The organism is Streptomyces sp. NPDC030862 (genome assembly GCF_055571835.1).
On the sequence record NZ_JBVIEN010000007.1, the window covers coordinates 305,434 to 319,318 of the forward strand.

General features: G+C 70.8%; 14 protein-coding genes and 1 pseudogene. 10 read left to right on the forward strand and 5 right to left on the reverse strand.

The genetic code is table 11. The annotated features are described in order from the left end of the window. The first annotated feature begins 2 nt into the window (after positions 1-2). Positions 3-599 (forward strand): hypothetical protein, encoded by a 597-nt coding sequence (locus ACZ42X_RS20775; RefSeq protein ID WP_468291948.1) that lies wholly within the window; start codon positions 3-5, stop codon positions 597-599. Between the two features lie 632 nt (positions 600-1,231). Here the strand turns inward: ACZ42X_RS20775 and ACZ42X_RS20780 are convergent. Together ACZ42X_RS20780 and ACZ42X_RS20785 are read right to left on the reverse strand one after the other, a co-directional pair. Further along, a complete protein-coding gene (locus ACZ42X_RS20780) occupies positions 1,232-2,026 on the reverse strand; it encodes a class I SAM-dependent methyltransferase (RefSeq protein ID WP_468291951.1) in 795 nt (264 codons plus the stop codon). A gap of 1,394 nt (positions 2,027-3,420) precedes the next feature. Continuing rightward, entirely contained in the window at positions 3,421-3,735 is a 315-nt protein-coding gene (locus tag ACZ42X_RS20785) for a hypothetical protein (RefSeq protein ID WP_468291953.1), read from the reverse strand. Here ACZ42X_RS20785 and ACZ42X_RS20790 point away from each other — a divergent pair. Together ACZ42X_RS20790 and ACZ42X_RS20795 are read left to right on the forward strand one after the other, a co-directional pair. Beyond that, on the forward strand, positions 3,728-4,591 hold the full coding sequence (locus ACZ42X_RS20790; protein WP_468291956.1) for a sensor histidine kinase: 864 nt from the start codon (positions 3,728-3,730) through the stop codon (positions 4,589-4,591). The genes ACZ42X_RS20785 and ACZ42X_RS20790 overlap by 8 nt on opposite strands. A 53-nt stretch (positions 4,592-4,644) precedes the next feature. After that, complete coding sequence (locus ACZ42X_RS20795) at positions 4,645-5,256, forward strand: response regulator transcription factor (protein ID WP_468291959.1); 612 nt, start codon at positions 4,645-4,647, stop codon at positions 5,254-5,256. 38 nt (positions 5,257-5,294) lie between these two features. Here ACZ42X_RS20795 and ACZ42X_RS20800 read toward each other — a convergent pair whose 3' ends face one another. Continuing rightward, positions 5,295-5,444, reverse strand: coding sequence for a hypothetical protein (locus ACZ42X_RS20800; RefSeq protein WP_361419916.1), 150 nt, complete (start codon positions 5,442-5,444; stop codon positions 5,295-5,297). A 233-nt stretch (positions 5,445-5,677) separates the two neighbouring features. Here ACZ42X_RS20800 and ACZ42X_RS20805 point away from each other — a divergent pair, with 233 nt between their 5' ends. The 3 genes from ACZ42X_RS20805 to ACZ42X_RS20815 all read left to right on the forward strand — a co-directional run bounded on the left by ACZ42X_RS20805 (position 5,678) and on the right by ACZ42X_RS20815 (position 7,925). Then, a complete protein-coding gene (locus tag ACZ42X_RS20805) occupies positions 5,678-6,163 on the forward strand; it encodes a glycosyltransferase family 2 protein (protein ID WP_468291963.1) in 486 nt (161 codons plus the stop codon). After that, positions 6,124-6,633, forward strand: coding sequence for a glycosyltransferase family 2 protein (locus ACZ42X_RS20810; RefSeq protein WP_468291966.1), 510 nt, complete (start codon positions 6,124-6,126; stop codon positions 6,631-6,633). The genes ACZ42X_RS20805 and ACZ42X_RS20810 overlap by 40 nt, the downstream gene beginning before the upstream one ends. Before the next feature lie 407 nt (positions 6,634-7,040). Then, positions 7,041-7,925, forward strand: coding sequence for a DUF6454 family protein (locus ACZ42X_RS20815; RefSeq protein WP_468291969.1), 885 nt, complete (start codon positions 7,041-7,043; stop codon positions 7,923-7,925). Here ACZ42X_RS20815 and ACZ42X_RS20820 read toward each other — a convergent pair. Further along, positions 7,897-8,511: a class I SAM-dependent methyltransferase gene (locus tag ACZ42X_RS20820; protein ID WP_468291972.1), complete on the reverse strand. Its 615-nt coding sequence runs from the start codon at positions 8,509-8,511 to the stop codon at positions 7,897-7,899. The two genes, ACZ42X_RS20815 and ACZ42X_RS20820, sit on opposite strands and share 29 nt — an antisense overlap. Before the next feature lie 380 nt (positions 8,512-8,891). Here ACZ42X_RS20820 and ACZ42X_RS20825 point away from each other — a divergent pair. From ACZ42X_RS20825 to ACZ42X_RS20835, 3 genes and pseudogenes are all read left to right on the forward strand, one after another. After that, a pseudogene (locus ACZ42X_RS20825) lies at positions 8,892-9,171 on the forward strand (polyprenyl synthetase). Next, complete coding sequence (locus ACZ42X_RS20830) at positions 9,161-10,216, forward strand: polyprenyl synthetase family protein (protein WP_468291975.1); 1,056 nt, start codon at positions 9,161-9,163, stop codon at positions 10,214-10,216. The pseudogene ACZ42X_RS20825 and the gene ACZ42X_RS20830 overlap by 11 nt, the downstream one beginning before the upstream one ends. Positions 10,217-10,237: 21 nt before the next feature. Beyond that, positions 10,238-11,416 (forward strand): oxygenase MpaB family protein, encoded by a 1,179-nt coding sequence (locus tag ACZ42X_RS20835; protein WP_468291978.1) that lies wholly within the window; start codon positions 10,238-10,240, stop codon positions 11,414-11,416. Between the two features lie 19 nt (positions 11,417-11,435). On the opposite strand, the gene ACZ42X_RS20840 is transcribed toward ACZ42X_RS20835, so the two are convergent. Beyond that, positions 11,436-11,951, reverse strand: a complete 516-nt coding sequence (locus tag ACZ42X_RS20840; protein WP_468291981.1) for a hypothetical protein — start codon at positions 11,949-11,951, stop codon at positions 11,436-11,438. A 309-nt stretch (positions 11,952-12,260) separates the two neighbouring features. Here ACZ42X_RS20840 and ACZ42X_RS20845 point away from each other — a divergent pair, with 309 nt between their 5' ends. Further along, entirely contained in the window at positions 12,261-13,862 is a 1,602-nt protein-coding gene (locus ACZ42X_RS20845) for a serine/threonine-protein kinase (protein WP_468291984.1), read from the forward strand. Positions 13,863-13,885: the final 23 nt, after the last annotated feature.

Consider the following 13,885-nt stretch of genomic DNA (forward strand, 5'->3'; position numbering starts at 1 on the left):
GCATGAAGCCCACCAGTCTCCTGGCCTCCGTCGCCCTCGCATCGTCGCTCACGGCCGGCGCGGTTCTGCCCGCCGTCGCTCAGCCCGCCGCACCACGCACGAGCGCAGCGGCCGCCGCCGCGGAGACCACCGCCATACCGTCGGCCCAGGCGTCGGCCAAGAAGATCGCCAAGAACAACGGCATCACACTGCTCAACCACCATGTCAGCGGGGTGAAGGACGCCCGTTCGACGGCGAAGGCCAACATCAGGGACGCCGCGCGCGGCAAGAAGGCGTACACCAGCAGGTACGCCCACCCGCGGGGCGCCAAGGTCGCGCTGAACGCGAAGATGCTCCACGCCATGCAGCAGCTGAACGAGAAGAAGCGGTTCACCTTCCGCGTCACGGCGATCGCCGGCAGCAAGCACTCGCCGAACTCGGCCCACTACAAGGGGCGGGCGTTCGACGTCGACATCGTCAACGGCTCGTACGTCTCCACCCGTGGGCCCGGCCTGACCAAGGCGAAGCGTCTGATGAAGGCCTGCACGTCGTACGGCGCCAAGCTCGTACTGGGGCCGGGCCACAGCGGGCACAGCACCCACGTCCACTGCCAGTGGTGACGCGGGTACGCCCCCACGCCTGAGGAGCTCGCCGACCGCCGCCGGAGCCACCGGCGGCGGTTCGGTGTCGTGCGGCCGCCCGCGACCCGCAAGCTCGACAGGCGTCAGCGCAGCGCCGCGTAACCCGGGCGGATCAGGGCGCGCGGCGAGCTCGGGCAGCCGGACGGTCCACGGCGCGGCTGCGGACTGCTCGGTCCGGCCCAGCATCGCCGGCGCGTTGAGCCGGTACTCAGGCAGGAGCTGCTCGGCGGTGTGGAGCGCGCCGTACGCGAGCACGGACGCGGTGCCCACCGGAGCGGGTGCCGTTGAAGAGGCGTGGACCAGGACACCGATCCCGTGACCGGCAGCTACTCCGACGAGCTCCGCCTCGCTCTGCTCGCCGCCGCCGAGGCCCATGAGACGGGCGAGCTGCTGTAGCTGCCAGCTCAGCCGCATGGCGACGAATTCCAGCTCACCAGCCGGTACTCCACGCCGCCCACGGTGCCCCCGGCCTCGGGCCGTCGAGCTCCCGGCCGACAGCCCCCAGGCCGGTGTTCCGCCCTCGGTCGGTACTGGCCGCCTCGGCGGCCCGGTGCAGCTCCACCCGGCCTGCCGGGTGCAGCAGTGTTGCCGCCTATGCGAGTGGGCGTCGATCAACCCGCCGTGACGAGGTAGTAGTCAAGGATCCGTTGCTCGTAGGCACGCAGAAAGTTCCGCGGCCAGGTCTCCGGGGCCCACCACTGGCTGAGCCAGAGGTCCCACCCGGGCCAGACATGCGGTCCGATCGACTCCACGCCCACGTCCGTGAACCCGGCCTCCAGGAACGCATCGGCTAGCGCCTTCACTGGCCGTGCGATGTCCAGGCCGCTCGCGAACGTGTCCAGCAGCCGCGCGAGTTCCTCGGGCCGACCGGGCGCGTCGTCCACGGTGAAGAAGCTGGCGACAGCCACCCGGCCACCTGGTCGCAGCACCCTCCATGTCTCGGCTGCGAAGGCGCCGAGATCCGGGAAGTGCTGAGCGGCTTCCACGCTGATGACAGCGTCGAACTCATCGTCTTCGAACGGCATGCTCTCCGCAGCCCCCTGGACGAACCACAGCCGTGCCGGTTCCTCGCGAAGCAGGTCGGTATGCGCGCTGCGTGCCCGCCGCAGCTGCTCCGGATGAATGTCCATACCGGTGACCGCGGCGAAACTCTGTTCCCGCAGGGCCACCGCACATCCCATGCCGAGCCCGCAGCCCACTTCCAGACCTTTCCCTCCTCGTGGTGGCCCGAGAGCGTCCAGGACATGGCGGTAGAGATCCTCCTGGCTGCGGATCCGTTCCGCCTCGCCGAGCGGCAGGGCCAGGTCGATGGCTCCCCAGTGGCCGAAGTTGATGAACCCTCCGGCGAAGATTCGCTCCGCGCTCAGGTCAGCGGGGCCGTACGTCTCCTGCACCACGGGCCGCATGGCGGGGGGAACCCGCTGAGCATCACCTGACACTGTGCCGCACCTCCTGAAAAGCGCCCCACCGCGTATTCGTACACGGTTCTTTACGATCCTGTGCAGTCCGTGTGAGGTGTTGCCGCATGTCGGGCCGGCGATGGGCAGGATGCCTCCGGCTGAAGCGGACTGGGCGCCGACGAGCGCGCCGAGAACGACCGTGCAGCCGATGCCGAGCCCTGGGAAAGCTGCCTGAGAATGAGCTTTTCCCGGTGCGGTGTGGCGGGCAGTTCGGCCCGTGGAAGAAGTAGCGCTCCGGCTGGAGCGACAGCTGCGCAGCTGCGCCTCGTTCCGGCGGGCATGGTCAACGGGCCGCAGCCGGGTTGTGAGTGCTGGGGGTCCAACGCCCCAGCCAGCAACTCACTGGCGTTCGGGGTCCGCCCCAGCCATGCTGCGCAGTCGCGTCCGGGAGCGGGGATTCGTCCCAGGCGGTCCGGGTCAGCCGCGGCCCTGGCCCGCATGACCCACCGGTGCGGCAGAGGCGTTCACCGGGGCTCGGCTCGCACGTCGTGCCGTACGCAGGTCACGCGCGTCAGCCCGGCGCGGACACCTCACGCGCACCGCGACGAACGGCCTGAGAGAAGGCAGCAGCCGCGTCGCGCACCCCCAGCGCGACGGTGCCGACCCCGTCACCGTGCCCGCTGATGTACGCGGCGCCCCGGTTACCGGGTCCACCCGCTGGGTGAGGACCAGACGGATTCCGTCGTTGCCCAGCACCGCCGAGCGGACACCGTACCCGCCCTCACTCCCACCCTGGACGGGCCCGCTGCCGGCCGCTGCCAGTCCCCGCCACCAGGACGCCTCCCACGCAGGGCTTCAAGCCGCATCCCTCCTGCAGCCACCGCTGCGACGTCTCCAGGCCCGCACGTACAGCTACAGCTCAATGTGGTCCGGGACCATCTCGTCGAAAACGTGGGCCATACCGCCCCCGGCCGGGGCCGAGACGGTCCGGGCGAGCGGCGGCGGTGCTCCAGCGTGGCACTCGCGCCGGCACCGGCCGAACGCCTCCTTGCAGGTCGAGGCCCAGTCCCACGGCTACCAAGACGCAGCTCGGCCGATGAGCTGCTGCCGCTGGTTGTGGGCGCGAGGATCTTCCGGCGGCCTGGTGCCGAGCCGGACGTGGACTCCCCCGCGGGCTCAGCCCGGCGGGAGGCGTGTGGAATGCGGCTGACCGCTCAGGGGGACGATGGCGGAGGCCGGTGGCTGGGGGAGCGGTCGGTGCCCATGCTGCCGCCCGACCGCCCGACCGCCCGACCGCCCGACCGCCCGACCGACCGGCCGACCGGCGCGCGGAGACAGCAGGCGGAAGGACCCGCGCGCAGCACGCCCACCATCTGCGCAAGGCGGCCGGTGTGCGAGCTTCACGCCCAGCACCACTGTGCCGCGAGCTGCTCCCAGTCGGTGCGGATCCGCTCGGCGGTGGCCGCCCCGACGTCCACCGACGCGCCTCGGCGGTGACGCCGGGCGCTGGGCCCATGCGCCTGGACGGTCGCGCGTGCCAGGGCGGCCTGGGCGTTGCGGCCACGAACGGTGAAGGTCTGGTTGCCGGTGGAGCCGTCCGCCCTACGAGTCGGTACGGTGACCCGCCACCGCGGGGAGCTTTCCGCGTCGAACCCGGGCAGTGCTCCGGGGACGATTCCTGCCGTGCGGCTGTTCCGGGGGCGGAAGGTGAGCATCGACGACTCCGATGGTGAGCGAGGTGCGCGGTCGGGCCGCGCTCTTTGCACCTTCAGATTCACCCGCCCGAGGGGTCAGGACATGGCACGCGCCTTGAGGGCATGGCTGGCCACAGTGGGCCTGTTCGCACTCGTGGCCTTTCTCCCCGGACTGACCGAAGGCGAGGGGCCGACGTGGCCGACGGTCATCGCGGCCGCCGTCAGCTGCGAGGTGCTGCCCCTGTGCCGCCGGTTTCCCGTGATCGCCTTCGTGGTCGCGACAGCCGGCACGCTCGCCTCCATCCACGTCACCAAGCTGGTGTTTCCGGCCGGCGCACCCGTACTGGTCGCGCTGTACTCGATCGGTGCGCGCCTGTCCATCCGCGCCTCGACGATGTGCACCCTGGTGGCGTTGATCGCCGTGTTCACGCAGGTACAGCTGGTGAGGCACATTCCGCCCTTCACCCTGCGCAACGGAACCCAGCTGGGCTGGTTCGTGGCCGCCACCGCGATCGGCGTGGCGGTACAGAGCCAGCGGAAATTCAGGGAGATGGCGGAGGAGAGGACACGCAAGGCCGAGCAGTCCCGGGAAGCCGAGGCGCGGCGCCGGGTCGACGAAGAGCGCCTGCGGATCGCCCAGGAACTCCACGATGTGATCGGCCACAGCATCGCGGTGATCAACGTGCAGGCCGGAGTCGCCGTCCACTTGGTGCACAAGGACCCGACCACCACCGAGAAGTCCCTGGAGATGATCCGGACCACCAGCGCCACGGCCCTGGAGGAGATCCGCACGACTCTCGGGCTGCTCTCCGTGCCGCCGAGGACGAGACGCCGCCGAGAGGCTCGGTTCCCGGCCTCGGCGAGATCCCGGACCTGATCGATCGGGCGCGGGCCGCCTGACTCACGATCGAGCATGTCCGGCGCGGAGACGTGCGGCCCCTGCCGACGGTCGTCGGGACGACGGTCTACCGGCTCGTGCAGGAGACCCTGACCAACGCGCTCAAGCACTCCGGGGTCGGCACCGGCGTCCTGGTGTCCATGGAATTCCTGGACCATGAGCTCCAGGTGAGCGTGGAGGACGACGGCCGGGGCACGGGCGGCTCCGGCGGGGGCGGCGGCCTGGGCCTGCATTCCGACGGAGGCGTCATGACAGTGCGGGTGCTGCTGGCGGATGACCAGGCCCTGATTCGCGGAGGACTGCGGTCCCTGATCGAATCGGAGCCGGGGCTGGAGGTGGCCGGCGAGGCAGCCGACGGCAGCCAAGCCGTGGACATGACGGAGAAATTCGTCCACCGCGAATCCGCCGCGCCCACCGGGCCCGTCGGGCTGGACCTGCTCAGCCCCCGCGAACGGGAGGTTCTCGCCCTCGTCGGCCGGGGCCACTCCAACGACGAGATCGCCGCCATGCTGCACCTCTCGCCGCTCACCGCCAAGACGCACGCCAGCCGCATCCTGACCAAACTGGCCGCCCGCGACCGTGCCCAGCTGGTTGTCATCGCGTACGAGAGCGGCCTCCTGCGGCCCGGTCACGCTGACGCCTGACCGGGCCGCAGGAGGGCTCGTACATCGCGGGGACCGCCTCAGCGGCGCCGGGGCAGGATCTTCATCAGCGCCAGCGCGGCGAACAGCAGAGTCGACGCGGCGACCGTCCACGTCAGAGCGTGGAGCCCGGTCGTGGCGAGCGCACCCGTGAATCCGGCGCCGGAGGCGCCGGCAGCGCTTGTGTACATCGATGACCTTTCCTCTGTCCGCTTTCCGGGAACGGGGACCACCGTGACCGATCGCCCGCCTGAGCCGCGTCCGCCCAGGGATGACAAGCCGGGGTACTCCGGCGGTTGTATGCCGCGCGCCGGGTGCCTTCCGTGGCCGGACGTATGGCCGCCCCCGCGTCACGCATGGTGGCCGTACGGCCGCACCGCCCTGCGGCCGCCGTACGGCACGTGATCGTCGGAAGGACTGGCCCGTGGCACTGATCGCGCTCATTCCCGCCCACAACGAGGCGGCGGGGATCACCGCAACACTCGACTCACTTCGAGCGCAGCACCGAGTGCCGGACCGTGTCGTGGTCATCAGCGACAACAGCACCGACGACACCGTCGACGTCGCCCGCGCGGCGGGCGCGGACGTGTGGGAGACCGCGCACAACCGCGCGCGCAAGGCCGGCGCGCTGAACCAGGCGCTCGCACGACTGCTGCCCGAGCTGGGTGACGACGACGCCGTTCTGGTCATGGATGCCGACTCGGTGATCGACACGGAGTTCCTGTCGACGGCGGAGCGCCTCCTGGCGGGCTCGGACCGGCTCGGCGCGGTGGGCGGCGTCTTCTACGGAGCACCGGGCGGGGGAGTGCGTGACGTGGCGCAGGCACGGGGCGACCTCCTGCCCGGTACTCCGGGCACGTCTACGACACCTTGGCCCTCACCGAGGACAACGAACTCACCCTCGCGCTGAAAACCCTGCGATGGGATCTCGTCTCGCCGCCCGAGTGCCGGGTCGTCACGGAGATCATGCCGAACTGGAAGGACCTGTGGCTCCAGCGGCTGCGTTGGCAGCGTGGAGCGCTGGAAAACCTGCGCCACTACGGCCTCACGTCGGTCACCTGGCGATACTGGGGGCAGCAGTTGGGCATCGGTGCCGGCACCATCGCCTTCACCCTGTACCTGCTCCTGGTCCTGATCACTGCCGTCACCAACACCTGGGGCTGGCATCCGCTGTGGATCGCCGTCGGCGCCCTGTTCGTCCTGGAACGGCTCCTCACGGTCTGGGTCGACGGCCGGCGCGCACGCCTGCTCGCCCTGCCACTGATCCCCGAACTCCTCTACGACGCCTTCATACAAGCGGTCTTCGTACGCTCCGTCCTGGACATCCTGAGGCGCCGGACCGCCCAGTGGCATCACATGGGGCAGCGGACGGCGACCTGAGCGGGTCGTAGCCGAGAACGTGTCGGCCTCGCCGGCCCCGGTAGCGTCGAGGAACGCGGATCAACTCGACGACTCCGTTCGGCGTCGGCTGGCCCACGCTCTCACCGGGCGCATCGCCGTGCCCACGGCCGGATCGAGGCACCGCTCCTGCCAAGGCTGTCGGGTCGAAAGAAACTGCACCTTCGGCACCACTGTGCCGCCGGCTTCACGTCCTTGCAGTTCCGCCGGCCGCCGTCCCGGCGGACTGGTCGCGACGCCCGCCCTCGGGCGGTCCGGGTGCAGATGCGCGTCCGAAGTGTCGCGTCCACTGGGGCGCATCGTCCGTCCGCGGGGACGGGGCGAAGCGTCTCCCGTTACGGGGCGGACCAGGTGTCGTTCACCGGGTTATGAGCCTTTCTGATTCCGCAGTGGCCACGGGTGTGGGCGACGACTCGAATGAAGCCGTCGTCGTGGCGGTGCGGCAGCTGACCCGGAACACACCTTGGACGGTGGCCGCGCAGGTGCCGTTGGCCTTTCCCGCTCACCACCCTCAAGGCGTCACGCGCGGACCTGATCACCGGCTGTACCTGTCGACGGCGGAGATCACCGAGGCGACCCGCTTCCACGACGCTCCGGTCGACGGCTACGACCGGACTCCCGGCCGCGGGCAAGGTCATGTGTTCGTCACGGACGCCGGTGGAGCGGAGCTGGGCCGGGTCAGCGTGGGCGAGGGCACGATGTACCACCCGGGTGGTATCGACTTCGACGGTGAAGCCCTGTGGGTGCCGACGGCGGAGTACCGGCCCGACTCCCGTTCCATCGTCTACCGGGTGGACCCCGACACTCTGGAGGTACGGGAGGCATTCCGCTTCGACGACCACATCGGCGGGATCGTCCGCGATCGCCACAGCGGCCTGCTGCACGCCGTCACCTGGGGTTCCCGGCGGGTGCTCACGTTCACGGTCGACGGCAAGCTCACGCACCGGGTCGAGAACAAGAGCCACTTCGTCGACTACCAGACCTGTGTGAGCGCGGGCGGCGGCCGCATGGTGTGCACGGGCATCGCGGAGTACCCCCTGGCCGGAGGTGGCGTCTTCAGTCTCGGCGGGATCGCCGTCGTCGACATCGCCTCGGGCCGCATCGAGCACGAGGCGCCGGTGACCGTGCTCTCACCGGCCGGCCGCGTCGTCACGTACAACGCGGTGCACCTGGAGACCGATGGGCGCGTCCTTCGGATGCTGGCCGTCCCCGACGACGGGGACACGGCGGGCGAGTCGCACCTCATCACCCTTGAGACGCCGCTGGCCCCATGACGACCCGGACGGCGAGGAAGTACAGCCCCTCGTACATCACCTCGCCGTCCAGCTCCGAGCACAGGCTCTGCGGGGTGAACCGCCGCCGGTAGAGGGGATATGTGGCATCGGCCACCGACCGCAGCTCAATCTTCTCCTCGTGTACCTCGCTGTCGCTGCGCAGGTCGATGACGATCAGTTCGCTTGCCGTACGACGGGCCTCGGCGAGGAACACGGCACGCTCGTCGGACCGGAGCAGACCGTAGAAGTTCGCGGTGACGATGCGGTCGAACGCTCCGTCGGCGAACGGCAGCGGCGGGAACAGGGCCCTCACGCGTTCGGCCGAGGGCACCCGGGCGTGGGTGAGTTCGAGCATTTCCGCGCTCTGGTCCAGGGCGACGAGCGGGCTGCGGAGAAACCGGGTCCACACCCCGGTCCCGCACGCCACATCCAGGGCTCGGCCTTCGGGCAGCGCGGCGAGAAGCTTCCCGATGTCGGCGGTTTCCCGGTCCAGGCCGGCGTTCACCACGGGGTCACCGCGATAGCTGGTCTCGTCGTAGACCGGGGCACGATGCCGGTAGTACTGCTCCCGCACTAAGTCACGCATGCCCCGAGAGCTACCCGTGCCCGAACAACGGGCAAACAACAGGCGTCTTCTCCCTGGCCGAACGGCCGGAAAGAACCTTTGGCCGACGGCGCCCGGGTGCGCTCGGGGGCGGAACCGCTGCCGGTCCGCGGTGGGAACGTGGAACGGGTCCCTAGGGCAGTAGAGGCCGCCGAGTGCGAGCTCGTCCTCCGGGACGTCACGGGAGGGCTGCTTGGCATGCAGACGCAGAGCCGCGCACCCGGGCCGCCTGCAGGTGAGCCGTACGCCCGATCGACGTGATCACTCGTTGGTGAGTTCCTCTGCCCGGAGGCCCGGTTCGGCACGACGCTGTTCAGCGTGGCGCGGTGACGGCGTCGGGCGCAGTGTGGCTAGGGGATGGTATGACGCGGGATACGGGAGTCAGCGGGGGACAGGACGGGCGGGCGGTCCTGCTGGCCGCGGGGTTGGCGGATGTGGCGGTGGGCGCACTGGGAACGGCACTCGGCACCGTGAGGGGGCTGCTGAGAACGTTCGGACGCCGCTCAGCTGGCGTCGGAGACCGAGCGGGACCTGATGGCGCGCGGGCGCCTGGTCCTCGACCGGTACGCGGTTGCGCCCCCGGCTTACCTGGAGGTGCTCGCCCGGCACGTGGTGGCTCGACGGGCCGACGATGACGTCTGAGCCGTGGGAGCCGGTCGCGTTCAAGGCGCGTGTCGACGAGGTGCTGCGGCGTTTCGTGATGGAGGAGGCCGACCGGCTCGCGGCGGTCGACCCGGCGTTGGGCCCGGTGGCCGACGAGGTGGAGGCGGCGGTCGCGGCCGGCAAACGGCTGCGGGCGGCGTTCTGTTACTGGGGCTGGCGCGCGGTGGGACAGCCGGACAGCGACGCGCTGGTGCGGGCGGCGGCCTCCATGGAGCTGGTGCACGCGGCCGCGGTGGTACACGACGACCTCATCGACGACAGTCCGCTGCGGCACGGCCGGCCGACCGCGCACCTGGCCCTGCGCGGTTCTGTGGAGCACCACCCACGGCCCGCCGGGGCCGCCCGGTCACTGGCCATGCTGGTCGGGGATCTGCTGATGTCGCTGGCCGGACAGCTGTTCGTCACCAGCGGTCTGCCCGCCGTCTACCTAGGCCGCGCCCGCCCCTTGTGGGCGGCGCTGGCCAGGGACCTCATCGCGGGCGAGTGCCTGGAGATCCTGCACACCGGCGCGGCCCCGGACACGGCGGCGTCGCTGAAGGTCATCCGCTACAAGACGGCCAAGTACACCGTGGAGCAGCCACTGCTGATCGGCGGCGCTCTCGCCGGGGCCGGTGAGCGGCTGCGCGAGGGCTACTCCGCGTACGGAGTGCCGCTGGGGGAGGCGTTCCAGCTGAGGGACGACCTGCTCGGCATGTTCGGAGACCCTGTGCTCACCGGAAAGGCCGGCGCCGACGACGTACGGGGCCATCGGCCCACCGCCCTCCTCGCGGAGACCTGGCGACTCGCCGGGGAGGACGAACGCGAGCGGCTGCGTCACCTGCTCGGCCGGGACGACCCGGACGAGGACGGTGTGGCGGCCGTACGCGACGTGATGCGTCGGTTGAAGGCGCCTGACCGCATCGAAAACATGATCAACGCGAGGGTCGAGGAGGCTCTCCGCGCCTTCGACGAGCTGAACCTGCCCGCGCCCGCCGCCACCGCTCTCACCGCCCTGGCGCACTCGGCAGCGGTCCGCCGTTCCTGACGGAGATCAAGGAGCCCTGCCATGACCTACACCGAAGCATCGATGAACGCCCTGCGACAGGCCGGTGACGACCTGGCCGATGCCACGGTCGCCACACTCTTCGAACGTGGGGAGGTGGGGAAGTTCAACACGCTGATGCGGTATGTCTCCACCGTCGGCGCTCCACTGCCGGAAGGGCTGCCCGACGTCGCGCGTGAGTACCTTCACGCCACGAGCGCCCCGCCGGCCTGGGTCGACTGGGGTGAGATGGAGAAGGCGCGACTCTTCTTCGCCGACAACAATGTGCACATCTCCACTGCCCTGTCGTTCGCCTCCATGCCCGCCTGCTACGTCGTCCCGCATGTGGCCAAGCTGCTGTCGGCGACTCACGGTCTGAAGTACCCCTCCAAGCGGATGGCGGAGACGGGTCAGTTCACCGTCTACCTGATGCAGCCCGACGCCTTCGAGGCCGGCAGCCGCTTCATCCCGGCCGCGCAGAAGGTCCGCCTGCTGCACGCCTCCATCCGCCACCACCTCAAGCGCGAGAACCGGTGGAACACCGCGGAGTCGGGGGTGCCGATCTGCCAGGAGGACATGATCGGCGGGCAGATGTTCTTCTCGCTGCTCGTCCTGGACAGCCTGCACCGCCTCGGCATCCACATGTCCACGGAGGGAGCCGACGCCTACTACTACGCCTGGCGGGTGGTCGGCGCCATGCTCGGCGTCGATCAGGACGCCGTCCCCCCATCCCTGGACGAGGCCCGCCAGTTCCTCGACCTGTACATGATCCGGCACATGGGGCCCTCCGAGGAGGGAGTGCACCTGACCCGGCAGCTGATCGACCTTTACGAGGAGGTCGTGCCCGGCACGCTCTTCGACCCGATCGTCTCCGCGCTCATCCGCTACCTCATCGGGGATACGTGTGCCGACTGGCTGGGGGTGCCCAGCACGCGCTGGGACACCGTCGTCAAGGCCGTTCCCCGTCTCCTCGGTGTTCTGGAGACCATCGAGGACCGTTCCCCGTTCGGCGCCTGGGCTTTGGACCGTGTCGGTCACCTCACCACCATCTTCGAGCTGTCGTCCCTCACCCGCGGGCGCGTCATGCACTACGCCATCCCCGAGAACCTCAAGAAGGACTACGGCATCTCGTCCACGCCGCCTCCCAGCCGCCGATGGGCCCCACCGGCCCCTACAGTCCCCCGGCGGCCCCGGCGCCCGTGACGCCCGACGCATCCTGCGCTTACGCCTCCGCCGCCGTCTCCTGCACGTCGCATGCGCTGTCCTCCGCGGACACTTCGAGACGTGCTTCCCAGGAGAAGGCATCGGTCCTGGGTCCTGCCACCTCCGTGATCGTCATGCAGTGCACGCCTTCGGTGTCGTCCGAGCCGATCTCGTACGAGTGCGTGCCGACGCGCGTGTCGTGGCCCATCTCGGAGACCCGGACGCCGGAACGCGGGCCCACGCCGGTCTTCTTGACGGCGTCGTTGATCAGGGAGCTGTGGTCGCTGTGCCCGGTCCAGTCGTACTTCCGCTGCGTGGATCCGTCCAGCGCCTCGGCTGCCTGGTGGACGGCGTCGTGCAGCTCGTCGTCGCTCCATGTGGAGGAGGACCGGAGAGCGTACATCCCGCCGACGGTGATGAGCAGCGCGAGCACGATGAGCGCGGCGGCGACCGGGTTGTGGGGGTTGTAGACGTAGCGGTTGGTGCCCCATCGGGAACGGACGAAGACCGGCTCGCCCTCGTTGCCGGCGCTCATGGATCGGTCCTTCCGCAGCCTCATGAACCTATGTCGCCGAGCCCTCGCGGGGCACCTTCGCCGTTGCACGCTACACCAGCGGGAGCGGGGCCGGTCGCCGTCCCGCCAGCGGCAGCGGTGGGGGCGGTCGGCCAGTCGAGAAGAGCCTAGGGCGGAGACCGAGCAGCCCCAAGGGAGAGGCCGCGTCGGGCCCGGCGTGCGGCCAGGGAGGGGGAGCATCCCAGGTCAGCGGGTCCAGGCAGCCCGTCTAGGCTTCTGTCCCGGGCCGGCCCGTCGGCCGGTCGGGGATCAGGGGAGGACGACCGTCCGATGAGCAGCACCACCGAGGTGTTCCAGCCGCTCCAGGCGGACGACCCTCCCGTCGTGGCCGGTTACCGCCTCGCGGCCCGGCTCGGCGCCGGGGGCATGGGCCGGGTGTACTTGTCGCACACCCAGGGCGGCCGCCCCGTGGCGATCAAGGTGGTGCGGCCGGAACTGGCCGACGACCCGGCCTTCCGGCGGCGGTTCCGCCGGGAGGTGGAGGCCGCCCGCCGGGTCAGGGGCGCGTACACCGCGGAACTCGTCGACGCCGACACCGACGGCGTACCCCCGTGGCTCGCCACGCTGTACGTGCCCGGGCCGTCTCTCACGGAGGCGGTCGCCCGGCGCGGTCCGCTGCCGGTGTCCGCCGTGCTGTGGCTGATGGTCGGCGTGGCCGAGGCGCTCCAGGCGATCCACGCCGCGGGGATCGTGCACCGGGACCTCAAGCCGTCGAATGTGCTGCTGGCCGCCGACGGGCCACGGGTGATCGACTTCGGTATCGCGACCGCCGCCGACCTCTCCTCGTACACCGCCACCGGCTCCACCGTCGGCACACCCCACTTCATGGCCCCCGAGCAGGCGACCGCCGGTGCCGTCACCCCGGCGACCGACGTCTTCGCGCTGGCCCAGACGGCGGCCTTCGCGGCGCTGGGCGAACCGCTGTACGGGGATGGCGTCGCGGCCGCCGTGCTGTACCGGATCGTGCACGAGGAACCCGACCTGTCCCGGCTGCCCGAGCCGCTGCGCCCGCTGTTCGCCCGGTGCCTGGCGCCGGATCCGGGGGAGCGGCCCACGGTGGCGGAGGTCGTCGAGTGGTGCCGGCGGCGACTGGACGCAGAGGCCGAAGCGGGCGGCGGGCCGATCGTGTGGCGCGAGGTCACGGGACCCGGGACGACCGTTCCGGGTCCGGTGCGCACCCCCGCGGCTCCGTCGACCGAGGCCGCGACGCGGTCGCTGAGGCCCGTACGGGGTGGGGCGCCCGGACGGCGTACCGCGCTGATCGCGGCCGCGGCCGTGACGGCGGGCAGTCTGCTGCTGACAGGCCTGACGTGGCTCGCCGGGGACCGGTTCGGCCTCCGCGAGCGGGCCGCGGACACCCCCGCCTCGACACCCGGGCCGAAGAAGCCCGCACGGTCCACGGCGCCGCCTGCGAGCACCGTGCCGACCACGGGCGGCGGCTCCTCCCGGGGGTCGCAGCCCGTCCCGGACGCCTCCCCGGCGCCGGGAGCCGCCGTGCTGTCCCTCATGTGGCTGGACGGGAAGAACTCCCTGAGTCTCCGTGAACCGATGCTGCGCGAGGACCGTAAGGGAGACATCCGCCTCGACTGCGAGAGCGACGTCGACTGCGCGCTGAGCAGCGACACCAGCGTGTTCGTGCAGCTGTTCAACGGAAAGACCGCCTCCCTCGACGTCTGCCGTCACCTTCTGAGCGGCGCCATCGGCTCCGACTACCGGACCTGGTCCCTCGTGGCGGCGGACGACGGCAGCCAGCTCTGCGTCAAGAACGCCTCCGGCGACATCGGGGTGCTCACGATCCAGGTCAAGCAGACGACCCTACGAGAAGCCGCTTTCCTGCAACTGGGCATGAAGGTCTGGAGGGAGGCGGCCTGAGACCGGCCGAGGGTTCTGGACTC